General features: G+C 36.7%; 19 protein-coding genes. 10 read left to right on the top strand and 9 right to left on the bottom strand.

Annotated elements, in window-relative coordinates; all coding sequences use genetic code 11:
• The first annotated feature begins 4 nt into the window (after nt 1-4).
• The 5 genes from K319_RS0100370 (at nt 5) to K319_RS0100350 (ending at nt 2,831) form a co-directional block, all read left to right on the top strand.
• Nucleotides 5-697 (top strand): ZIP family metal transporter, encoded by a 693-nt coding sequence (locus K319_RS0100370; protein ID WP_027381825.1) that lies wholly within the window; start codon nt 5-7, stop codon nt 695-697.
• Nucleotides 698-883: 186 nt separating this feature from the next.
• The gene (ytxJ, locus tag K319_RS0100365) at nt 884-1,258 is read left to right on the top strand and encodes a bacillithiol system redox-active protein YtxJ (RefSeq protein WP_027381824.1); all 375 of its coding nucleotides are present in this window, start codon (nt 884-886) and stop codon (nt 1,256-1,258) included.
• Nucleotides 1,259-1,292: 34 nt separating this feature from the next.
• A complete protein-coding gene (locus K319_RS0100360) occupies nt 1,293-1,886 on the top strand; it encodes a Crp/Fnr family transcriptional regulator (RefSeq protein WP_027381823.1) in 594 nt (197 codons plus the stop codon).
• A gap of 4 nt (nt 1,887-1,890) precedes the next feature.
• The gene (locus K319_RS0100355; protein ID WP_034671127.1) at nt 1,891-2,388 is read left to right on the top strand and encodes a thermonuclease family protein; all 498 of its coding nucleotides are present in this window, start codon (nt 1,891-1,893) and stop codon (nt 2,386-2,388) included.
• Nucleotides 2,385-2,831, top strand: a complete 447-nt coding sequence (locus K319_RS0100350) for a GNAT family N-acetyltransferase (protein WP_027381821.1) — start codon at nt 2,385-2,387, stop codon at nt 2,829-2,831. Before K319_RS0100355 ends, K319_RS0100350 begins: the two co-directional genes overlap by 4 nt.
• A gap of 90 nt (nt 2,832-2,921) precedes the next feature.
• On the opposite strand, the gene K319_RS0100345 is transcribed toward K319_RS0100350, so the two are convergent.
• From K319_RS0100345 to K319_RS0100325, 5 genes are all read right to left on the bottom strand, one after another.
• Nucleotides 2,922-3,929, bottom strand: a complete 1,008-nt coding sequence (locus K319_RS0100345; RefSeq protein ID WP_034671101.1) for an adenosine deaminase — start codon at nt 3,927-3,929, stop codon at nt 2,922-2,924.
• An 82-nt stretch (nt 3,930-4,011) separates the two neighbouring features.
• The gene (locus tag K319_RS0100340) at nt 4,012-4,260 is read right to left on the bottom strand and encodes a DUF6952 family protein (protein ID WP_027381819.1); all 249 of its coding nucleotides are present in this window, start codon (nt 4,258-4,260) and stop codon (nt 4,012-4,014) included.
• 10 nt (nt 4,261-4,270) lie between these two features.
• Nucleotides 4,271-4,579 carry a thioredoxin family protein gene (locus K319_RS0100335; RefSeq protein ID WP_027381818.1) on the bottom strand — a complete coding sequence of 103 codons (309 nt, stop codon included), beginning with the start codon at nt 4,577-4,579 and terminating at the stop codon, nt 4,271-4,273.
• Between the two features lie 51 nt (nt 4,580-4,630).
• Nucleotides 4,631-5,263, bottom strand: coding sequence for a peroxiredoxin (locus K319_RS0100330; protein WP_027381817.1), 633 nt, complete (start codon nt 5,261-5,263; stop codon nt 4,631-4,633).
• 297 nt (nt 5,264-5,560) lie between these two features.
• Complete coding sequence (locus K319_RS0100325; protein WP_027381816.1) at nt 5,561-6,751, bottom strand: pyridoxal phosphate-dependent aminotransferase; 1,191 nt, start codon at nt 6,749-6,751, stop codon at nt 5,561-5,563.
• 339 nt (nt 6,752-7,090) lie between these two features.
• Between K319_RS0100325 and K319_RS21725 the strand changes: the two genes are divergently transcribed.
• The 5 genes from K319_RS21725 to K319_RS0100300 all read left to right on the top strand — a co-directional run bounded on the left by K319_RS21725 (nt 7,091) and on the right by K319_RS0100300 (nt 16,927).
• Nucleotides 7,091-8,344 (top strand): LuxR C-terminal-related transcriptional regulator, encoded by a 1,254-nt coding sequence (locus K319_RS21725; RefSeq protein ID WP_027381815.1) that lies wholly within the window; start codon nt 7,091-7,093, stop codon nt 8,342-8,344.
• Between the two features lie 334 nt (nt 8,345-8,678).
• Entirely contained in the window at nt 8,679-12,788 is a 4,110-nt protein-coding gene (locus K319_RS0100315) for an Ig-like domain-containing protein (protein WP_169712637.1), read from the top strand.
• A gap of 109 nt (nt 12,789-12,897) precedes the next feature.
• Nucleotides 12,898-13,533, top strand: coding sequence for a 16S rRNA (guanine(527)-N(7))-methyltransferase RsmG (rsmG, locus tag K319_RS0100310; RefSeq protein ID WP_027381813.1), 636 nt, complete (start codon nt 12,898-12,900; stop codon nt 13,531-13,533).
• A 14-nt stretch (nt 13,534-13,547) separates the two neighbouring features.
• On the top strand, nt 13,548-13,967 hold the full coding sequence (locus K319_RS0100305; protein WP_027381812.1) for a hypothetical protein: 420 nt from the start codon (nt 13,548-13,550) through the stop codon (nt 13,965-13,967).
• A 266-nt stretch (nt 13,968-14,233) separates the two neighbouring features.
• Nucleotides 14,234-16,927: a PD-(D/E)XK nuclease family protein gene (locus K319_RS0100300; protein WP_027381811.1), complete on the top strand. Its 2,694-nt coding sequence runs from the start codon at nt 14,234-14,236 to the stop codon at nt 16,925-16,927.
• A gap of 94 nt (nt 16,928-17,021) precedes the next feature.
• Here K319_RS0100300 and K319_RS0100295 read toward each other — a convergent pair whose 3' ends face one another.
• The 4 genes from K319_RS0100295 to K319_RS19490 all read right to left on the bottom strand — a co-directional run bounded on the left by K319_RS0100295 (nt 17,022) and on the right by K319_RS19490 (nt 22,661).
• Complete coding sequence (locus K319_RS0100295; protein ID WP_034671100.1) at nt 17,022-17,672, bottom strand: peptidoglycan recognition protein family protein; 651 nt, start codon at nt 17,670-17,672, stop codon at nt 17,022-17,024.
• A gap of 49 nt (nt 17,673-17,721) precedes the next feature.
• Nucleotides 17,722-18,276 carry a DUF1287 domain-containing protein gene (locus tag K319_RS0100290; protein ID WP_034671125.1) on the bottom strand — a complete coding sequence of 185 codons (555 nt, stop codon included), beginning with the start codon at nt 18,274-18,276 and terminating at the stop codon, nt 17,722-17,724.
• 165 nt (nt 18,277-18,441) lie between these two features.
• A complete protein-coding gene (locus K319_RS0100285) occupies nt 18,442-19,623 on the bottom strand; it encodes an acyl-CoA dehydrogenase family protein (RefSeq protein ID WP_027381808.1) in 1,182 nt (393 codons plus the stop codon).
• A gap of 140 nt (nt 19,624-19,763) precedes the next feature.
• Nucleotides 19,764-22,661, bottom strand: a complete 2,898-nt coding sequence (locus tag K319_RS19490) for an AsmA-like C-terminal region-containing protein (protein WP_051230317.1) — start codon at nt 22,659-22,661, stop codon at nt 19,764-19,766.
• Between the last annotated feature and the right edge of the window lie 7 nt (nt 22,662-22,668).

Genomic DNA, 22,668 nt, shown 5'->3' with positions numbered 1-22,668 from the left:
TAAGATGATCATACTTCTACTGATATTAAGTGTTTTGATTGGTGTTTTTCTCGGAAAATATTTTGGGAGTAAACAGCAATTCGCAAAAAATCTTCTCATTCTAAGTGCGGGCTTCCTTATAACGATCTGCTTGAACGAGGTTTTTCCGGAAGTCTATCATTCAGAAGACCATAATATCGGGATTTTTGTAATTCTGGGCGTTTTGATCCAGATGTTGCTGGAGAGTCTTACAAAAGGTTTTGAACACGGGCATCTTCATCATCATTCCGACGAACATTCTATCATTCCTGTTGCCTTGATCATCGGGCTTTTTGTTCACGCTTTTATAGAAGGAATCCCTTTGTCACACGAGAAAGAGACCCTGTCGCCATATCTTTTGGGGATTTTGTTCCATAACATCCCTATTTCATTTGTTTTGGGAAGTTTTTTGGTTCACAGCAAAAATTTCTCTACCAAATTCTGGCTGATCGTTTTGGTTTTTGCCCTTGCCTCACCTTTGGGGATGTTGCTTGGAAAATATTTTGATGAGAATTTGAAAGTTTATTTTCTTGCTGTTGTTGGTGGGATCTTTCTTCATATTTCTTCGGTCATTATTTTCGAAAGTAATAAGAATCACAAGATGGACTGGACAAAGATCATCCTTGTTGTTTGTGGAATTGCGTTGGCTTTAGGCGGACATCTTTTTCATCATCATTAATAAATAAACCACAAAGGTCACAAAAGAAAATATTAATGAGATTTATTTTAATTTCTATCATCAACTAGATTTGTGAAATTAGTGCGAATTTAAAAAGAAACTTTTGTGACTTTTGTGGTGAATAAAAAAAATAATATTTGTTTTCTACTTCAATAGGAAAATCATAATTTTACTCAAATCGATTTTATGGGATTTTTAAATCATTTATTTGGTAAAAAAGAAGAGCAGGACCAGGCAAAAAGTCTTTGGGAAAAATTGGAATCAGAAAAGGATCTGGACTCTGCTGTTGAGAGGTCTTCACAGCAAAAAGTCTTGATTTTCAAACATTCTACACGTTGTTTCATCAGCAAAACCGTGCTGAAGAATTTTGAGAAACAAATGCAGAATTCTGATAAGGATTATGCTTATTATTTCTTAGATTTGTTAGCCAATCGGCCAATTTCCAATGAAATAGAGTCTCGGTTTGATGTGGTTCATCAAAGTCCGCAATTAATAGTTCTGGAAAAGGGGAAAGCTACTCACAATGCTTCTCATCAGAATATCGATTTGGAAACAGTGTAGTTTAATTTTATAAAGATTTTTCCGTTATTTTATCATGGTTTATCAAAATTTTAGTAATCACCTCTCGCAAATATTAGGCGTTCCTATTAATAGTCTTGAATTTTGTTCTTCTTTTTATGAAGTAAAGGAAGTCAAAAAAAACGAAATCATACTAAGAGAAGGAGAGGTTTCGGATTCAACTTTTTTTGTTGAAAAAGGATTATTGAGGATGTATTCTATCGATAAAGCCGGAAAAGAACACGTGATTCAGTTTGCGCCGGAAGGTTGGATCATTTCTGACACAACCAGCCAATTGCTGAACGAAAAATCCAGATTTTATATTGAAGCTATTGAAGAAAGCACAATTGTTATCACACGAGATGGTTTTTTTGAACACCTTACTAAAGAATATCCGGAAGTTGCCGAGAAAAATCAAAGATTGATGTTCAATCATATCAAGAATCTTCAGAACCGCGTAAATGCACTTATCAGTACAACAGCAGAAGAACGTTACCTTGAATTTCTGAAAAAATATCCTAATCTGATGCTGAGAGTGCCACAATGGATGGTCGCTTCGTATCTTGGGATCACGCCGGAAAGTTTGAGCAGAGTAAGGAAGGAATTGGCAAAGAAGAAATTTGAGATCTAGTATTTTGAATAGATTTTTAGTATTGATCCTCTTTTCGGTTTTAAGTTTCGGACAAGGTCAATTAAAAGAAAATCTCAGTCATAAAACATTTTCTGCTAGAGTCATCGGGATAATGGATGGCGATACTATGGAAATTCTATACAAGAAAAGGCCAATCAAAGTCCGTCTTGCTCATATCGATTCTCCGGAGAAAAGAGGAACCCAGCCTTTTGGTAATAATGCCAAACAGGCCTTATCTGATCTTTGTTTTGGTCAAATTGTTTCGATTCATGCAGAAAAATACGATAGATATAAAAGGCTGATTGCGGTTGTCACAAATGACAAAGGTCAAAATGTGAATCAACAAATGCTGAAACTAGGAATGGCTTGGCATTATAAAAAATACTCCAAAGATGCCGATTATGCAATGTTGGAAACCGAAGCCCGAAAAAACAGAGTAGGACTTTGGCAAGATAAGAACCCGATTGCACCTTGGCTTTGGCGAGAAAAGAAGAAAAAATGAATCATGAAATTTTAAAAGCAGATATCTCCGATATTCCAGATTTATCCCAAATGATGAAGGATTTCTATGCGATCGACCTTTATCCGTTTGATGAAAAAATCACAATTGATAATTTTGTAAAATTCATCAATAACGATGGTTATGGACAATGTTTCAAAATTATATTTGAAGGTCAAATTGCGGGTTATATCATCCTTACTAAATATTTCAGTTTTGAATTTGGTGGGGAGATTTTGTTTTTAGATGAATTGTTTATAAAACCAGAATTCCAGGGGAGATCTCTGGGCAAAAAGGCTCTGGAATTTGTAAAGGATTATTCGGTTGAAAATAATTTTAAAATTGTTCTTCTGGAAATAGAAAACCATAATGAAAAAGCTAAAAAACTCTATGAACATTATGGTTTCCAAAATCATAAAAGGAGTCTGATGATTCTTAAAAATTGATTTTCAAATTAAACTATAATTTTGTCATTCCGTAGGAATCTAAACAGCTATTTCAGATTAATATTGCGTTAGATGTTATCCTAAAAGTGATTAATTAAAATCAGCAATCACCTCATCTACTTTTTCAAGATAGTACCTCTTCTGCTCATCAGTTGCAAAAGAGTAGTTGAAAGAGTTTTTTACTAGTGTGACAATATCTTCTTTAGAAAGATCCAGAGCTTCCTGAACTGCTTCGAAATTGGCATTCATATAACCTCCAAAATAGGCTGGGTCATCAGAATTAACGGTTGCTTTTATTCCTTTATCCAAAAGTTTTTTCAAAGGATGATTGGTCATTACATCCGTATTTCTCAATTCAAGGTTGGAAAGTGGGCAAACTGTTAAAGCTAAATCTCTTTTTACAATTTCATTAACCAAATTTTCATCTTCAAGACATCTGTTTCCGTGGTCAATTCTTGCAACTTTAAGAATGTCAATGGCTTCCCAAATGTATTCAGCAGGACCTTCTTCGCCAGCGTGAGCAACAGGAATGTAACCTTCTTTTACAGAAGCTTCAAATACATTTTTAAATTTGGTTGGCGGATTTCCCATTTCAGATGAATCCAGACCGACAGAAGTTATCAAATCTTTATAAGGAAGTGATTGTTTCAAAGTTTCAAAAGCAGATTCTTCTGATAGATGGCGCAGATAGCTCATGATGAACAGAGAGTTGATTCCCCATTTTTCCTTCGCATCCAATCTTGCTTTTTGCAATCCGTTGATAACTGTTTCAAACGCAATTCCTCGTTCTGTATGGGTTTGCGGGTCGAACATTATCTCTGTATGGATTACATTATTCTCATAACATTTTTGATAATAAGCCATTGCCAAATCATAGAAATCCCTCTCGTGAATCAAAACGCCGGCTCCTGCATAATAGATATCCAGAAAATCCTGAAGACATGAGAACTGATAAGCTTTTTTAACCTCATCGATTGTTTTATATGGGATTTCGATTTGGTTTCTTTGAGCAATTTCGAACATCAGTTCTGGCTCGAAACTTCCTTCAATATGTAAATGTAATTCTGCTTTTGGAAGAGCAGCTATAAAATCCTTCATAGTTTTTTGATTTAATTCAAAAATAAATAAAAAAGGCTTTAGAAATCTCTTTCCAAAGCCTTTTTTACAAAAAATAAACTATTTATTTGTCTATTGAACCCATTACTTTCTGAGCAAAGGAATTCAAAGCATCTTTTTCGCTCATTCCGTTATTGACGTTTGCGTGAACTTCCAAAGCTCCACAAATGTTCGTGATCAATTCTCCCGTAACATTCAAATCTTCTTCAGAAACATTTCGGAATTCTGAAAAGCTTTCCAAAACTTCCAAAGTTGCTTCCAGATTTTCCGGCGTTTGATTTTGATAAAACTGTCTTATAATTGGTAATTTCATATCAATTCAATTATTTAATCTCGTTGAAAAGATTGTTAAGACTTTCTGCCTGATTGGTCTGAACCTGATTTTTCAAAGCTCCACCTTGAAATATTGCAAAGGTTGGCAAATTGTCAACAGTTGCTAGCTTTCTGCTTTCCGGTAATTTTTCTGCATCAACATAGTAGAAAGGAATTGCATCATTTTCAGAAGCCAATTTCTTGAATTTTGGCTTCATAATTCTGCAGTTTCCGCACCAGGTTGCGCCATATTGAACTACTACCTTGTCATTTTCACTTACGATCTGTTGTAAGTTATCTTCTGTTAGTTCTATGTACATTTTACAATTATTAATGATTAATTATAAATGATAATTGATTATGAAGATCAATTAGTTTTTGCTGAAGTATTCTGCAACGCCGGTTCTGTTAGCGTTCATTGCATCTTTTCCTTCTTCCCAGTTTGCAGGACAAACTTCTCCGTGCTTCTGAACGTGGGAATAAGCATCGATCAATCTAAGATATTCTTTCACGTTTCTTCCAAGCGGCATATCGTTTACAGACTCGTGGAAGATCTTTCCGGTTTCGTCAATCAGATAAGTTGCTCTGTAAGTTACGTTAGAACCTGTGAAAACTTCGTTTCCTTCGTCATCATAATCTAGGTCCTGATCTACGATTCCAAGGATATTTGCCAGTTGTCTGTGAGTATCGGCAAGGATCGGATAAGTTACACCTTCGATTCCTCCGTTGTCTTTTGGCGTGTTCAACCAAGCGAAATGAACCTCGTTTGTGTCGCAAGACGCACCAATTACGATCGTATTTCTTTTTTGGAATTCTGGTAAAGCTTCCTGGAAAGCATGTAATTCTGTAGGGCAAACAAAAGTGAAATCTTTTGGATACCAGAACAAAATAACTTTTTGCTGATTATTCACCGCTTCTTCAAACACATTGATCTTAAGATCGTCACCCATTTCGCTCATTGCATCGATCGCTACATTTGGGAATAATTTACCTACTAATGACATAATATTTAAGTTTTAAATTGTTTAAAATTAACAGAAGCGAAATTACAAAGGTTTTGTGAATTGAATATTAAAATTTGATTTATAAAATCTATCAAATCAAAAGATTCGAAACTAACAGTGTTATATCAGGGTTTTAAGCCTAAAATGATTATTTTATATCATATTTTATTAAAAACCTCTTCAAATTTCAAACAATTACTTAACAAATAAAATGAGCAAAGTCAGAAAATTTAAAATTTTTTAACAAAAAAACATCACTGAAAAAGTGATGCTTTGTTTTTATAAATAATAACAAGATTAAAATTGGTCTAAACAATCTTTGATTCTTCTCATTGCTTCCCTCAATTCTGCTTCCGAAGCAGCATAAGAGAAACGGATGCACTCCGGGCTTCCGAAGCTTACTCCACCAACACAACCGACGTGGGCATTTTCCAAAAGGAACATTGCAAAATCGTCTGCATCCTTGATCTCAGTTCCATTCAGATTTTTTCCTAAGTAATAAGAAATATCAGGGAAGAAGTAAAATGCACTTTTTGGAAGATTGCATTTGAAACCTTTGATGTCTTTCATCAATTCGAAAACCAGATCACGTCTTTTGTGGAATTCGGTGATCATATATTGCAATTCGGATGGATCCATTTGCAAAGCAGCGATAGAAGCTCTCTGGGCAACTGTGTTGGCGCCGCTGGTCATTTGTCCCTGAACTTTGTCACAAGCGCTTGCCAACCAAGCTGGACAGGCAGAATAACCTATTCTCCAGCCTGTCATTGCAAAAGCCTTGCTCATTCCATTGATAACCGCAGTTTGTTCATAAACTTGTGGAAAGCTTGCAATTGAAATATGCTTTCCTCCATAATTGATCAATTCATAGATCTCATCAGAGATGATCGTGATATCGGGATATTTTGCCATTACGTTTGCGATAGCTTCCAACTCTTCTTTTGTGTAATAACTTCCGGAAGGGTTGCATGGTGAGCTATAAAGCAAAGCTTTCGTTTTTGGTGTAATTGCCTTTTCCAGTTGTTCAGCAGTAATTTTGAATTCAGTTTCAATGGAAGTTTCAATAAAAACGGAAGTCCCGCCAACAACTTTTACCATCTCATCATAGCTTACCCAATAAGGAGCTGGAAGGATCACTTCGTCTCCATCATTGATGATCGCTAATAGAACATTGATTATTGATTGTTTTGCACCATTGGAAACACAGATCTGTGTAGGTTTATAGTCAAGGTCGTTATCTCTTTTCAGTTTTGCGGAAATAGCTTGTCTGAGTTCTAAAAATCCAGGGACAGGAGAATAGTGGCTGTAATTTTCATTAATAGCATCAAAAGCGGCCTGCTTTATCTTTTGTGGGACATCGAAATCCGGTTCCCCCAAGGTTAAACTTATTACATCTATTCCTGCCGCCTTCATATCGCGCGCTTTGTTGCTCATTACGAAAGTCTGAGAATAACTCAGTCTGTTCAGTCTGTCCGAAATTTTACTCATGAAACTTTATTATAAATTAGATTTGACGACAAATATAATTTTTTTAGCCAAAAAAAGCGATGATATATATTGAAAATCACTTGGAAAAAACAATAACAACGTAGTATTTGATCAAGAAACCCCTATTTCGTTTTATGCAAAAATCTATTTATAAAGAAGAAATTCAAACAAACATTTGTTAAATTAAGTTGTTTTTGATTAAGAATTACGTTAGAAATTATAAAAATATAATATGTGTAAGAATATTATACTAATAATTAGTTATTTTTGTGGATGAATTTTTAAAGGTTTTGCCTGTATTGAAAAATTCGGTTTAAATAAAAAACACGATTTACACAAATGAATTATAAATCTATCCGTTATTTTGTTGTAATATTCTTAACGTTCTTTTGTGGTTCCCTCGGTGCTGAGGGACTTGACCTGGAGCGAATCGAAGAGGAGGTGATCAGGTATAACAGGGAGGGTAATCATAAGTTGTCCCAGAAGAAGCTTGCAGATTATTTGCTTTCTGATAATCTGACAAAGGAAGAAGAAGCTAATATTCTTTTTTATATTGCCACAACCTATCGTAGTGTGAATGATCATATGATGTGTCTGGATTATCTCAATCGATCCGAAGCTATCGCAAAGACATTGCCGAATGATAATTTGTTGAGGATGAAGCTGGATTATGAATATGCTTTTGTTTATTTTGATTCCAACCAGTATGACAAATGTAAAAAAGCTATGGCCCATATTGCAGCCCAAAAATATATTAATGCACATCCGGAGGATGATGCATATATTCTTATGCAGGAAGGTTTCTTGTTTCTAAAGGATAATAAACTACAAGAGGCTGAGGCAAAGTATAATGAGGCTTTGAAAATAATGAAAGGGGTTAGTACCTGTAATACACCTGTGGTTTTTGGAAAAATGATTGAGTTATATGGTTTGAAGAAGGATGTAAGGAAAGCAGAGGATATCTATGAGGAAAGTATGAAAATGGCGGAAAGCTGTAATATACTGAAATATAAGATTTATTCTGCTTCTGAAATGGAGAAGGTTTATAAATTGAATGGACGTCTTGATGATGCTTATTCTATTGGGGCTTTGCTGGATACACTTAGAAAAATGGACGATCTGGAGACAAAAGTTGCTGAAATGCATATGATGGACAAGGCGTTCGTAGAAAAGGAGCAATTGAAGCATGAAGAGTCTGACCTTTTTGGGGTTATTGTTGTACTTGTTGTTGTGGTTCTGGTGGCAGGATTTGTAGTGTTTGCTTTTTACAGGAAAACTAAGAATCTGAAAAAAGATAAATTCAGGATCAAGAAAGAGCTGGAGTTGGTGAATCGGGAGCTAAATTATTATTCTCAGAATAATCCCGATTATAATGACGATTCTATAGATCAATATTTGTCTCCGAATGATGTAGAAAAGCTAACAGAGAGACAAAAAGATCTTTTAAAATTGATGATTGATGGATTGTCAAATAAAGAAATTGCAGAAAAACTTTTCATTACAGAGAGTACGGTAAAATATCATATCAAAAATATTTATAGCCTGTTAGAGCTGAAAGACAGGAAGGATCTTTTCAAGAAAATCAGAAGTTAGCATATAAATACTGAATGAGTACCGTATAAATACCTACAACATTACCCATACAAAGACTATCCCAAAGGATAGTTTTTTCTTTTTAAATCCAAACTAACTGATAGGATAGTTTCTTCTTGTGTTATTATTAATAATATTGCAAAATATTTGGAAAATAAATAATTGTAAAAAATATTATTTGAGACTATTTTGATGGTATTTGATTCGTGCTAACTGTTAGATTCATCGAATTAAAGTCAAGATAGTTTGAATCAAATTTCTTACCAAATGTTAATTGTATAACATAAAATAGAATTTTAATTTTGCATCCCGAAAATTTATTAATACTGAGATGATGAAAAAACACCTTTCTTTATTATTTATAATATCTTATTTTTTACTGAATGCGCAGACCGATCTTGTAAGATGGGCATTGACTTCTGACGGAAATGTAAGCTATTCTGCTGGTAAAGTAATTGCAACAGCTGTCGGCACAAGCCAAAATCCGGTTTCCTATAATTCTCAAGGAATGACCGTGACAGGATGGAATAATGGTGATATAGTACATTACCGTTATTTTGGATTTTCAGTAAGCTCTTCTAATGGGAGCCAAGTAAAAATTTCGAATCTGGCTTTTGAGCAGGAAAAGCTGAATCCCGGACCTACGCATTATACCATAAGATATTATGTTGCACCAAACAACAACAGTATCGATGATTATGCCTATATGTATAGTGTAGGTTCAACGATATTGGTGAATAATGAACCTATTGCTGCCAATCCAGTTAAAAACATTCCCTTAAATGTAACACTTACGGGTACCCAAACGCTTATTGTACGTTTCTATTCATCTGGAAATAACTGGAATGGAGGTTGGAGAATCAAGGCCAACACTTTGAAGTTGACCGAAGAACAGGCGACTGTGCCGGTTGCAAACAACGATTCTTATTCTGTGTATAAAAATACTAGTGCAAATCTGGATGTATTGTCCAATGATACTTCAGGTTCGGCCATCACAGGTATTACAATAACCCAACAACCTACACACGGAACTGTAACAGCAAACGGAATTACAAATATAACCTACGTACCATCAACAGGTTATGATGGTACAGATTCTTTCAAATACAAAGCGGTGAATGCCGCAGGCTCATCAAATGAGGCTACTGTAAGTATCAATGTAGTGACAGCTGTACCGGTTGCAAATAATGATTCCTTTACTGCTTACAAAAATAACGAATCGGATTTCAATATTTTAAGTAATGATACCTCGGTGTTGGCTATCGATGGAGTAACTGTTACCCAACAGCCTGCACACGGAACATTAACTGTAAATGGAACCACAAGTGTAACATATAAACCGGAGACAGGATATACCGGGTCCGATTCTTTTAAATACAGGGCAAGTAATTCTACTGGTTTGTCAAATGAGGCTGCTGTTAGCATCAGTGTTGTAGAAAATGTAAATACGCCTTTGACAAGATGGAATAATTCCAATTTTACAGCCAGTGTTTATAATACACATATTAACGTTGGGAATATAACATCTACAGTAAACCAGTCATACGTTTCAAATATCAGTATCAGTGGGTATAATGCGTTTCAGACTAGCGGTTGGCCAGATAAAAATGCTGTCACGGTAGATAAGTCAAAATATATCCAGTTCACGATCAGTCCGAAAAATGGTTATAAACTGAATTTATCTGAGTTCAACTTCCTATGTATGACACAAGGGGGAGATGCTAAGATCAAAATAGATTACTCTCTTAACAGTAATTTTACAACGTTTTTTAATGTTTTGCCGGAGACCACGGTTACAGGGACAGGTCCAAATACAATCTCTTTGACCAATTTCTCAAAACCGATTGCGACAGATGGACAGGTCGTATATCTGAGGGTCTATGTTTATGATACTTGGAATGCTTTCCAGATTCTTTTGAAAAATGGGGACAACGTAGGGCCTGCATTTATCGGAAATGTTGAGTTCAGTTCAACAGCACCTATAGCATATGATGATAATGTGGCAAATATTGTTAATAATGATATTGATATTAATGTACTTATCAATGATGATTACAGCAACAAGATCAATTCTTTGACATTTACTCAGCCATCTCACGGAAGCGCAACGCTTAATGCGGATAAAAGCATCAATTATGTGCCGGCAAAAGACTATATTGGTGCAGACGCTTTCACATATTACATTACAAACGAATATGGTGTTTCCAATTCGGCAACGGTAATTATCAATAACGGACCGAATGTTACTTCACCACTTATCAGATGGGATAATACTAATTTTACTGCAACTTCGTTTCAATCATTCATAAATTCTACAACAGTTACGGGAAATGGTGGTACAGGAATAACAGTAGGAGGAGAGACCAACCCTAAAGTTTTTTATGTGGAAACTCAGAGTGGTCAGGACAATACAAATTTTAATTCATCCAGATATATCCAGTTTGTATTAGAGAATAACAGCACAAATAAAACTATTGAGCCAAAAACATTTGATTATTATGCAAGCGGGACGAATAACTCGAAATATGAAATAAGATACTCCAAAACAGCAGATTTTTCAAGTGGTGTAGTGGTTATGGCCACAGGCACCGTTCCTACTGCTTACACTGCGCAGAACTTTTCATTCGATAATGGATTCAAATTAGCACCAGGTGAAAAAGTTTATATTAGACTATATCTTTACAATACCTACTATGTTCAATATAAAATGCAGTTTATCACTGGAGGATTAGGCCCTGAGATTGGAGGGATATACTATAATTTAATTAATACTTCAAATGATACAATATGGCTAAATCCAGCTGATCCACATTGGAGCAATGGAACGCCTAATGCTACTAAAAATGCAATCATTGATACAGATTATGACACAAACACTTATGGCAATTTTGTAAGTAGCAATCTTACCGTAAATACCGGAGGAACGCTTACTATCAATACCGGAGGATATGTCACTGTAAATGGACAAATTCTGAACAATGCTTCTGCTACGGGTTTTGTGATTGAAAACAATGCCAATTTATTACAAAATGGAACAGCGGCCAACACGGGAAACATCACTGTGAAAAAACAAGCGGTCATACCAAAAATGGGCTATAATTATTGGTCATCACCAGTTTCCGGACAGAATCTTTACCAGTTCTCAGATGGTTATAACCAGGCTAATGGAGGCACTGGAACAGGAACACCTTGGAATAGATTTTATATTTACAATGAAGCTACTGACTATTTTGTGACATCAATCACAGCAGAGAATATCGCACTAAACTCTTCATCCACTTTCTTGCCTGCAAGAGGATATGCGATACGCGGTAAAAATAGCTTCCCGGATAATGTTACTGTTACCACAACACCATCCCAATTCCAATTTGTAGGAACACCACAAAATGGAGATATCAATTCATATGACCTTAGATGGAGTGGTGCTACAAAAGGCTATAACATGGTAGGGAATCCATATCCATCCAACATTAGCTTTGATGATTTCTATGAGCACAACAAAACTAAGGTAAATGGGACAGCCTATTTCTGGACCAACAATGATGGGCAGATCACGTCTCAGCAAAGCACTAATTACAGTGGGAATAATTATGCGATCCTGAATTCTACAGGTGGTGCTTCGGCAACATATTTTGGATATAACAATAGAAAACCAAATGGGAACATTGCCGTAGGACAAGGTTTTATAATTCAGGCAAAAGAAGCCGGCAAAGGTCAGCCGCTTAACTTTACGAACTCAATGAGAACTCCTGATATTGCGAATTATTATAACAGGGGCGCCCAGAAAAATAGATTCTGGCTGGAGTTCAAATCACCGACAGATGTGAACAACGAAATTCTGATAGGATATATTAACAACGCAACGAATGCTTTTGATGTAGATTATGATGCAGACTTGTTGGCGATAGGAAGTGACTCTTTCTGGAGTATCTTGGACAGTCATAAACTGGCTATACAATCAAAAGATCCTACTTTCAACTTAGATGATATTACAAAGATCGGATTCAAAGCTGCAGTTTCAGGAAACTACACGATTTCTTTGACTGATAAAGACGGGATATTCAAAGATACTCAGTCAGTATATTTGAAGGACAAATATCTTAATAAAATTGTTAGCGTAACCGATGGGTCTTATATTTTCTACACCAATTCCGGACAGTATGAAGATAGATTCGAGATTGTCTACAGGTCGTCTGTAACACTTGGAACTAATGATGATATATTAAAAGGTATCATTGTTACAAAAGACAATCAGAACTTCGTTGTGAGGTCAGATGATAATATTGATGAAGTTGATCTTTATGACTTGGCCGGAAGGTTGTTGTTCAACACCCAAAATGCCAAGAAAGAAGTATTGATAAACAAAACAAACCTTGCAGAAGGGGTGTATGTCATCAAAGTAAAATCGGGTAACAAAGTGGTTACCAAAAAAGTCTTGAGATAACACAATTTACATATATAACTTTCAAATCACTGGGGTATGGTTCCGATCAACCTCGGTGATTTTTTATTTATATGAACAGAATATTCAAATCTTTTCATAATTTCGCCTTATGTCTTTAGATTTAATTTTAAAATATTTCCCCGATATTACCAGCGAGCAAAAAAATCAATTTGCAGGACTCGAAACTTTGTACAAAGATTGGAATGAGAAAATCAATGTGATTTCCAGAAAAGATACCGATAGTCTTTATGAAAAACACATTCTACATTCCTTGGGAATAGCAAAAGTGATGGAGTTTGCAGACGGGACCAAGGTTTTGGATATCGGAACAGGCGGAGGTTTTCCGGGGATTCCGTTGGCTATTTTATTCCCAAACGTCCGGTTCACCCTGGTAGATAGTATCGGAAAAAAAATAACAGTAGTGAAGGGGGTGGCCGAAAGCCTTGGCCTGAAAAATGTTACAGCTTATCATATGAGAGCAGAACAGTTGAAAGAAAAGTTCCATTTTGTCGTCAGCAGAGCTGTTACACAAATGCCGGTTTTTTTAACTTGGTTGAGAGGGAAATTTGAAAAAGAACAATTCAATCCGAAGCATAACGGCATTCTTTATCTCAAAGGTGGCGATTTGGCAGAGGAGCTTGCCGGATTGAGATGCGAGATCTTCAGTCTTAAAAATTATTTTGAAGGCGAATTTTTTGATACAAAAAAAGTGGTTTACCTATCAAAGGGTAATTTTAATAACTAAATAAAGAAACGATTATGAAGAATGTATTTATTTTATCAATGTTGACCTTGTTTTCAGCATTGGTTATGTCTTGTAATGACAACGACGATTACACAGAGATCACGAATGTTTATGCAACCAAGATTGACAGTGTCCAGATTCCGATGGATACAATGGCGCTTGGCGTTACGCAGGAGATGAAGCTGTATTCCACATTTACGAAAGCTTGCGAAGGAATTTACAGCTACGATTATCAATATACCAACGATTCTGTCAGAACGGTCGCTAATTTTGCCTTCAAAACGAATGATGTTTGCGGAGACGGAACTTATGTAGATGGTAGCAGAGTTAATTTTAAACCTACAAAGACAGGGACTTACACATTCAAATTTTGGACTGGAAAAGATACAGCAGGCTCCAACACTTTCTTGGAGAGAAAAGTGGTTGTTGAATAATTTTTTAGAAGCTTGATCCCGCTTTCCACTCATACTCCTCGCGCCCGGGCTTTTCCCAAAGCGTGCTGTGGGGTAACCGTTGCAATCGGGGCTATAAACTTTGTCTTCGAATCGAACGTCAGACAAAAAAACAAGATTTGTCATTCCATAAGGATCTTAACGTGAATCTGCAAAATCAAATTGATCAGCGAGAAAATAGACTGAAACATTAAGTAAATCCAATAAAAATAATTAAATTGAGCCTTTAAGTTTTTAAAGGCTTTTTTATGCAGTTTCTTCAGAAGATCATTTCAGAATTATTAGAAAACCAACAGGATATTTCCAATTTGGACATTGTCTTGCCCGGAAAAAGACCAATGGTTTTCATCAAGAGAATCCTGAAAGAAAAGCATTACGAAGGACTTTTGTCCAACTTCGTTACAATAGATGAACTCATAGCAGAATTATCAGAAAATATAGAAATCAAAGGAATCGCACTTTGGTTGTTTGCATTTCGTATTTATAATAGGATTGATGCTTCCGAAGATTTTTCTGGTTTTCTGAAATGGTTTCCGACTTTGCAGAAAGATTGGGATGATATGATGAAATTCTCAGACGATGATCAGAAAATTCTTTTGTGGATGCTGGACGAAGAACGGATCAAAAACTGGGGCGAAAATCTTGGAGATGGTGACAACCCAAGAAAACGGAACCTCAATTTCTGGCGAAAGATGAACGAGTTTCTTCCACTTCTGAAATCAGACCTTGAAAAGGAAAATCTCGCCACTTCCGGAATGCTTTATCAGGAAGCTTTTTCCAAGATTGAGAACTTTGCCAGACAAACCGATCGCCAATTTGTATTCTGTGGATTCAATGCACTATCAAGAGTGGAAGAGCAATTGGTAAGACAGCTTTTGCAATGGAACAAAGCGGAAACGTATTTCCAAGCCGACCAATATTATATTGATGACGAAAGACAGGAATCCGGAAAATTCCTGCGAGAAACGTTGAAGTGGAAAGAATTTAATGACAGTCGGGATTTTAAATGGATTGAAAATCAGTTCAGGCAACCAAAAAATATCAAAACCTACGAAGTTTCCGGAAACATTGTTCAAGCAAAATTCCTTCCCGAGATCTTGAAAAAAATCCCGAAAGAAGAATTGTCGGAAACTGCTTTGGTATTGCTCGATGAGAACCTTTTACCAGCCGTTTTAGATAGTCTGAGTGTTGTTGAAAGTGTGAACATCACCATGGGATTTCCATTGAAGAACTTATCGTTTAGTAATGCAATTAAAAAACTGTTCTATCTTCAGAAACAACAGGAAAAAAAATCATCTAGCTATTATTACGCCGATGTTTTACCGATCCTGGAAGAATTACCAAATGATGAAAAAGATTCTGAAGTGATCAGGAATTTTATCGCAGCGATAGAAGAAAGAAACATCGTTTATATTTCTAAAACTTTGCTACGGGAATTACTTGGAAACCTTAGTTATTTCCAGCTTTTGCAAAAACCGGAAAACTATCAGACATTTTTAGACTTATTGATTAAGTTCTGTTACGAGCTCAAATTCAAAGAACTGGATGATATTCAGTATGAGAATATTGCGTTGTTTGAAAACGTTTTCAAGATCATCAAAAATCAATTACTGCCTTATCAGATTGATGTCAAAATAGAGACTCTGGAGGTTCTGATCAATCAATTGGTTAATTCAGAAAGTATTGATTTTGTGGGAGAACCGTTGGCAGGATTCCAGATCATGGGGCTTTTGGAAACACGTCTTCTAAACTTCAAGAATATCATATTGTTATCTGTAAATGAAGGAAAATTACCGTTGGGAAATACTCAAAACACTTACATTCCGTTTGATGTCCGAAAGAATTTTGGACTGAATACTTTCCTGGAAAATGACAGTATTTATGCTTATCACTTTTACCGATTGATTCAGAATTCGGAAAATGTTTATTTGCTTTATAATGCTTTGAGTTCAGGCGTTAACACAGGCGAAAAAAGCCGTTTCATCACACAATTGGAAATGGAAAGTCCACACAAGATAGAACATATCATCATCGAGAATTCTTCAGAACCAATTGCTCAGGAATTGATGAAGATTGAAAAAAATGATGAGGTGATGCGGCTTCTGAACGAATGGAAAAACCGGGTTTCTGCTTCTCATCTCGTGAGTTATCTTTATAACCCGATTGATTTCTATCTGAATCAACTTCTTAAAACCAGGGAAACCACCGAAATAGAAGAAGAACTTTCGCAAAGAAACTATGGAAACCTGGTCCATTTTGCTTTGCAGTTTTTACACGAACCGGTAAAAGGTAGAATATTGTCGGTTTACGATCTGGAAAATTTGCTTCAACAAGCAGATTCAGCAATAGATTTTGCAATTGAAAAGCTAAAGCACCAGCCCGAATTCTACGACCGCGGAATGAATTATATCCACAAAGAAATTGCCAAAAGGGTAGTGCGCAATATTGTAGAGTATGATTTGGAACTGGTGAAAAATGGTTCTGCTTTGGAAATCCTGGATTTGGAAAAAGAAATCAACTGTGATTTTTTCCTGGATGAAAATCAAAACGATAAAATCAGTTTTTATGGTTTCATTGATAGAATCGACAGGCTGGACGGAATCACCAGGGTCATTGATTATAAAACAGCAAAACCAAAAAATTTAACGATCAACTTAGGAAAAAACAAACAGGAAAAACTCCCGGAATTATTCTTTCGAGACGATTACAAACAGGCTTTACAACTTTCAATTTACAAATACTGCATCACCAATTCTCTTGATATAAAACCGGAAAATGTAGAAACTGCGATTTGGTCTTTTGCAGAAGTCAATGATGGTCCACAAAACCTCAATTTCATTGATATCGAAGATAACGAAGTGGAGGATTCTATCAGAAACCTAATTTTTGAGATTCTGAATCCTGAGATTCCGTTCGAAGAAAAGCAAAAAGTGATTTGGTAATCTCAGCACATAGACATGATCTTTGTCATTCCGTAGGAATCTAAACTTAGCTGTTGAGATTCATTCTTACGGAATGACAATAAAGATGTTGTAATTACGGTTGACTTTTTAACTTCAAATCCCTCAATTTTTCTCTAACTTTCTTCATGAAATCAGAACCTGGGTCTTCTTTGCCTGTGAAGTATTTTGGGTCGGTTTCTTTCCAGAGTTCAGAATTCCTGAAAACTCCATATTCCGAATGTCCGATAAGGTATTCAACCGGATATTTTTTCACAAGATATTTGACTAATTCTGCGTTGGCTTCAACTTGTTTGTCGGTCAAAGGCTGAGATTTGCTCCCGATATTTTCTACGCCGATAGCACAATGATTAAGACCGATTGTATGCCTTGCGAATAGTTCCGGGTCAACCAGCTGATAAACGGTTCCGTCCCTATCCACCAGAAAATGTGCAGAAACATTCAGTGAGCTTTGCTTTTTGAGCGTTGCTCGTTGATTTTCTAAATATAAATTATTAAAATATCTGAAATTTGATTCGATCGTTCCGCCGGCGGTGTAATGTAGGACAATGATCTTCGGCGTGATGTTTGGGGTTTTCTGAATCAGATTGTGATGCTCTTTCATATAATCCAGACTCAGCTTCATTCTTTCCTTGGAATAACCAATCGGTTTTTGAATGATTTTAAGGTTTTGAGCCTGCAAAAGAAAGCAAAAGCTGAAAAATAATATTTGAAAAAATCTGGTCATAACTATTTTTAAACCACAAAAGTCACAAAAGTTTTTCATTTATCAATCATCATTGATAAACATAATGTCCCGTGATTGTCCAACTGAAAAGACAATCTTCCAAAACTTGTCCCGCGCCGATATTATGCGAGATCAAATACCGTTTACCATCTGCTGATTTTTTATTCACAACAATGCCGATATGCGTCAGATTTTTAGGTAGATCCCAAGTGACGATATCGCCAGGAACGTAATCTTTAGCATCATTAGTGATCGGTTTCACCTTCCCGAATCTCGAAAAGAAAACCATCAGGTTGGGAACCCGTCTGTGGTCGATATTGGTATCAGTTTTCTTTAATCCCCATTTCTTTGGATATTTGGAGAAATTCTTCGCCATATCTTCATGAACTTCTTTCTGCAAATCGATTCCTAACGCTCTGTAAGCTCTTATGACAACATCCGTACAAACACCTTTTCCAGCAGGAATATCGCCATTCGGATATTTCAAAACGAAATAGGTTGGGTCATAAACCACTTTATCTTTTGTCAGCTCAATAGCAGCATTGGAAAGTTTTGTCTGAAAGTTTTGTCTGAAAGTTTTGTCCAAAAATGGTGATAGAAACAAAGAAAAGAATTGCAAAGTATTTTTTCATATTAAGTTTTTTGAAACCACAAAATTCACAAAAGATTTATTCTTTGTTTTTGTGACTTTTGTGGTTTATATCTGAACGAAAAAACCTGCGAAAATATTCCGCAGGTTTTGTTAAAAATATATAAGATCGATTTGGTCTTATCCAAAGGCATTGATTCCGGTAATGTCCATCCCGGTGATCAGCAGATGGATGTCATGTGTTCCTTCGTAGGTGATCACAGACTCCAGGTTGGCAGCGTGGCGCATCATCGGGAATTCGCCCATGATGCCCATTCCGCCAAGCATCTGACGGGATTCTCTGGCAATATCGATGGCCATTTTCACATTGTTTCTTTTTGCCATAGAGATTTGTGCAGGCGAAGCTTTATGCGCATTTTTAAGATTCCCTAATTGCAGGCAAAGTAATTGCGCCTTGGTGATCTCTGTCAAAAATTCGGCTAATTTCTTTTGCTGAAGCTGGAAAGAAGCAATCGGTTTCCCGAATTGTTTTCTCTCCTTAGTGTATTGAACCGCTGTACAATAACAATCCATTGCAGCACCAATTACACCCCACGAAATCCCATATCTTGCTGAATTAAGACAAGACAAAGGTCCTTTCAAACCTTCAACATTTGGTAGAAGGTTTTCTTTCGGAACTTTCACATTGTTGAAAACCAATTCTCCTGTTTTGGACGCTCTCAGGCTCCATTTGTTATGAGTAGTAGGTGTCGTAAAACCTTCCATTCCACGCTCCAGGATCATCCCTCGTACTTTTCCGTCTTCGCCTTTTGCCCAGACTACGGCAATATCTGCAACAGGGGAGTTGGTGATCCACATTTTTGCACCGTTCAAAAGATAATGGTCGCCCTGGTCTGTGAATTTGGATTCCATTGATGATGGGTCGGAACCATGGTTAGGCTCTGTCAAACCAAAACATCCAATTATATCACCGGAAGCCAGTTTGGGAAGGTATTTTCTTTTTTGTTCCTCAGAACCGTACTCGAAAATCGGGAACATCACCAAAGAAGACTGCACAGAAGCCGCAGAACGCACTGCCGAATCGCCTCTTTCCAATTCCTGCATGATGAGTCCATAAGAAATCTGGTCTAATCCCGGACCGCCATATTCCTCAGGAATGTATGGGCCAAGCGCACCGATATTTCCCAATTCTTTCATCAATCCCGGGATATCGGTATGATTTTGCGCTGCTTCATCGATCTTGGGCATCACAAAACTCTCCACCCAGCTTCTTACAGAATCGCGGATAAGCTTGTGTTCTTCGGTCAAAAGAGCGTCTATGGAATAGTAATCTGGTATGCTTGTTAACGGGTAATATGACATTATTTTTGTTTTGCCTAAAAATAAAGCTTTTCCTGAATTACCAAAATAGATTGTTAACAAATAATTCATTTTCTGAAAAACGTCATAATTGTGTCATTCTATCCTAATAATAAACTTCCAAACAAATTGGAGTTTTCCTTTTATTTCTTATTCAAATCTTTATCAATCTGCTTTTCTGCATTTTCGGCTTTCTTTTCCTGAGCGCGTTTTTCTTTTCGCTGTTGTGCTCTGGATTTTTTCTCAGCTCGTTTTTCTTCACGGATAACTTTATTGGATTTTTGGTTATATAAAGCTTCCAAAATGCCTTGTCCGGTTTTGCTGAAGATCTTGATCTTCGGTTTCTCGTGCGTTCCTGTCACAACAATCGGGAACCCGATCCATCCTGCGGGGGGTAAACCAACTCTCACACGGAAATCCAGCAGGCCGTTGAAACTCGTGGTTCCGCTAATTGTAGGTCGCAGAATAGAAACTTTGAAGGTAAAAGGCTCTACATGGATCAGATTATTGTTGATGCTTGTTTTGATATCAACGCCTTTCATATCCGGATTGTCAAATGCATTCGCACCAATATTATCGCCAATGGTCGAAAGCATTTTCAGGTTTTTGACTTCCACATCTCTCAGGTTTACGTTTCCGCCACCTTCCAATGACGGATAGATAGGTTTCATATTACTGTCAAAATCACCTTTCAGTTTGTAATCCAAAGAGACGATACCTTTTACATTTTTCGCGGCGGTTGCCATCTCACGTACCATGTCGATCTCTTTGTAAGCCCTCTGAACATCGAAGTTGTCGACTTTTAGAGCTACATCGTAGTTGGCGGTGATGGGGGATTCGTTCTGATATCTTGCATCGATTCCCATTCGACTTCCGATGATATCGAATGTGGTGTTTTTTAAATAAATTTCACCTTTGCTCACAGAAGCCAAACCAACCAGATTATTCAGCCCAAGTCCTTTGAATTCTACTTTTTTAGCACTGGCTTCCAAAGAAACATCAAGATTGTTTGGGACGATCACAACGCCACTGCTTTTCGGATGTTCTTCTTTGGCATATTCCACGTCCATTGATTTGTCTTTATTATCGCCTTCTTTCAATGCCATAAACTCATCCACCAAAATATAATTGGATTTCAGATGAAATCTACCGTGCAACGTCCCTTTTCTTTCAATGAAATAATTGATGGTGTTCAGCAGGTAACCGTTGAGTGAATAATCGGATTTTCCGTAATTGCCATAGAATCGCCTGAACCACATTTTCTCATTTTCAAATTCGAAATTCCCTTCTTTGATATAGAATGATTTCGGAAGATATTCGGTTGTGGCTTTGATGTTTTTCAAGATGAGATTTCCGCGGTTATCAAGCTTCGCATATTGTCCGGATGTCGCATAACTCTGGCGGCCGTTCAGCGATAGGTTCGCCATGATCAGGCCGCTGACGTCCAAGCCTTCTTTCTTGAAAACCTTATAGATTCTGCCTACATTCAAAGTTCCCTTTGCTCGGACTTTGTATAACAGATCCTCAAAATCCTGCAGATCTGCATTCACGAAAACCGGATTACCTTCAAAATCAAATTTGAAAGGGTCGAGTTTCACGCCCAGACTTTTGAAAGTCCCATCCTTATTATGAATGTTTGCTAAAATATTGATATTCTGAATCGGGTTTGGATAATAGTTGGTCTTAAGCCAACCATTTTTCAGATTGAAATAGCCTTTCGTTCTCGGGAATAGTTTTTTATCCAGATTAAAGATTCCATTCGATTGAATATCCGTATTCATCAGACCTTTCAATTCAATATCTTTTAAACCCAATGCGGCGTCCAAAGTTGCCAGGTCAACCGCACCTTTTATATTGGCATTCACTTTCATCTCGTTCAATCCCTGTGTTTTTACAACTGCACGAAAGCTGTTATTCTTGCCCAGATCAAAACTCAAAGTTCTCAGGTCGAGTAGGAGTTTCTCGGTATCCAGCGAAGGTAAATCTATATTCAGGTCCATATTAAGATTGTTCATCGGAACTGGTGCGTTGCTGTTGGAAACCGAACCTTTGTCTACTTTCAGACTTGCTTTCAAATCAGGTTTCAGATTTTTTGGTTCACTGAAACGTCCTTTCAGGCTGAAAAACAAATCACTTTTTCCCTCGATTTTTGTGTCCTTTACCCAACCCAGATATTGTGGAGGCAAAACCGACAACATGTCTTTGATCGTCGTTTTCTCGGAAGCTGCATTGATATTTAGATTATAGCCATCTTTCAAAATGCTCACAAAACCAGTGAATTTCAAGGGAAGCTCATTGATTCTCAATTCGTTTTTTCTTAGGACAAATGTCAATGCATTCGTATTGATTCTTGTGATCAGATCAGCGTGTAAAGTTTTCTGCTGTGCGTACCAGATCCGATTCAGCGCAAAATCAACTTTATCAATATCCAGATCTGTTTCCAAATCGAAGATATCTTCACTTAATCCTCCTTTTCCCGTATAATTCAAGCCTTTTGTCTTGAGCAGAACATTTGCAGCGTGGTCATTATACTTGATATTCCAGTTTTTCAATTTGATCAAATCCAATTTGATAGATGCGCCAGCTTCGGTGGTATCTTTTGGTTTTTCTGACGGTTTTGAAACGTAAACGTTGTAATTGGCCTGACCTTTAGAATTAACAAAAACATTGGCTATGGCATCATTCACATAAATTTCATCAATCTTGATTTCACCATCGAAAATCAGGTTTTTCAAGTTGATTCCGGCTGCAACTTCTTTTGCTGCAAGCAAAGTATCCTGTTCAAAAGGCTTGGAGCCTTTCAGTATGAAATCGTCCACGGAAACTGTTAGAGAAGGGAAGTGACGGAAAAAAGTAAGATGTGTCTTCTTGTAATCCAATTCTCCGGCAAGATGTTTATTGGCAAAGATCTTAACCTGCTGAGAAATGGTTCCCGGAAATAAAATCGGGATAATGAACATTAAAAATAAGATAGAAGCGATGGTAATTCCCAGCCATTTTAATATTTTCAGCAATATCGTTTTTACATTAACCGCACTCATAAACTTG

The sequence above is a fragment of the Epilithonimonas caeni DSM 17710 genome (assembly GCF_000426465.1).
GTDB classification, from domain to species: domain Bacteria; phylum Bacteroidota; class Bacteroidia; order Flavobacteriales; family Weeksellaceae; genus Epilithonimonas; species Epilithonimonas caeni.
Note: the sequence above shows the minus strand (reverse complement) of the source record. Positions and strands in the feature narration are given on the sequence as shown.

Excerpts from the sequence above, each read along its gene's own strand:
- K319_RS0100350 (WP_027381821.1), top strand. The coding sequence starts at position 2,385 with ATGAATCATGAAATTTTAAAAGCAGATATCTCCGATATTCCAGATTTA.
- K319_RS0100335 (WP_027381818.1), bottom strand. The coding sequence starts at position 4,579 with ATGTACATAGAACTAACAGAAGATAACTTACAACAGATCGTAAGTGAA.
- K319_RS0100295 (WP_034671100.1), bottom strand. The coding sequence starts at position 17,672 with ATGACCAGATTTTTTCAAATATTATTTTTCAGCTTTTGCTTTCTTTTG.
- K319_RS0100370 (WP_027381825.1), top strand. The coding sequence starts at position 5 with ATGATCATACTTCTACTGATATTAAGTGTTTTGATTGGTGTTTTTCTC.
- K319_RS0100300 (WP_027381811.1), top strand. The coding sequence starts at position 14,234 with ATGCAGTTTCTTCAGAAGATCATTTCAGAATTATTAGAAAACCAACAG.
- K319_RS0100325 (WP_027381816.1), bottom strand. The coding sequence starts at position 6,751 with ATGAGTAAAATTTCGGACAGACTGAACAGACTGAGTTATTCTCAGACT.
- ytxJ (WP_027381824.1), top strand. The coding sequence starts at position 884 with ATGGGATTTTTAAATCATTTATTTGGTAAAAAAGAAGAGCAGGACCAG.
- K319_RS0100345 (WP_034671101.1), bottom strand. The coding sequence starts at position 3,929 with ATGAAGGATTTTATAGCTGCTCTTCCAAAAGCAGAATTACATTTACAT.
- K319_RS0100360 (WP_027381823.1), top strand. The coding sequence starts at position 1,293 with ATGGTTTATCAAAATTTTAGTAATCACCTCTCGCAAATATTAGGCGTT.
- K319_RS0100315 (WP_169712637.1), top strand. The coding sequence starts at position 8,679 with ATGAAAAAACACCTTTCTTTATTATTTATAATATCTTATTTTTTACTG.
- K319_RS0100340 (WP_027381819.1), bottom strand. The coding sequence starts at position 4,260 with ATGAAATTACCAATTATAAGACAGTTTTATCAAAATCAAACGCCGGAA.
- K319_RS0100285 (WP_027381808.1), bottom strand. The coding sequence starts at position 19,623 with ATGTCATATTACCCGTTAACAAGCATACCAGATTACTATTCCATAGAC.
- K319_RS0100330 (WP_027381817.1), bottom strand. The coding sequence starts at position 5,263 with ATGTCATTAGTAGGTAAATTATTCCCAAATGTAGCGATCGATGCAATG.
- K319_RS0100305 (WP_027381812.1), top strand. The coding sequence starts at position 13,548 with ATGAAGAATGTATTTATTTTATCAATGTTGACCTTGTTTTCAGCATTG.
- K319_RS21725 (WP_027381815.1), top strand. The coding sequence starts at position 7,091 with ATGAATTATAAATCTATCCGTTATTTTGTTGTAATATTCTTAACGTTC.
- rsmG (WP_027381813.1), top strand. The coding sequence starts at position 12,898 with ATGTCTTTAGATTTAATTTTAAAATATTTCCCCGATATTACCAGCGAG.
- K319_RS19490 (WP_051230317.1), bottom strand. The coding sequence starts at position 22,661 with ATGAGTGCGGTTAATGTAAAAACGATATTGCTGAAAATATTAAAATGG.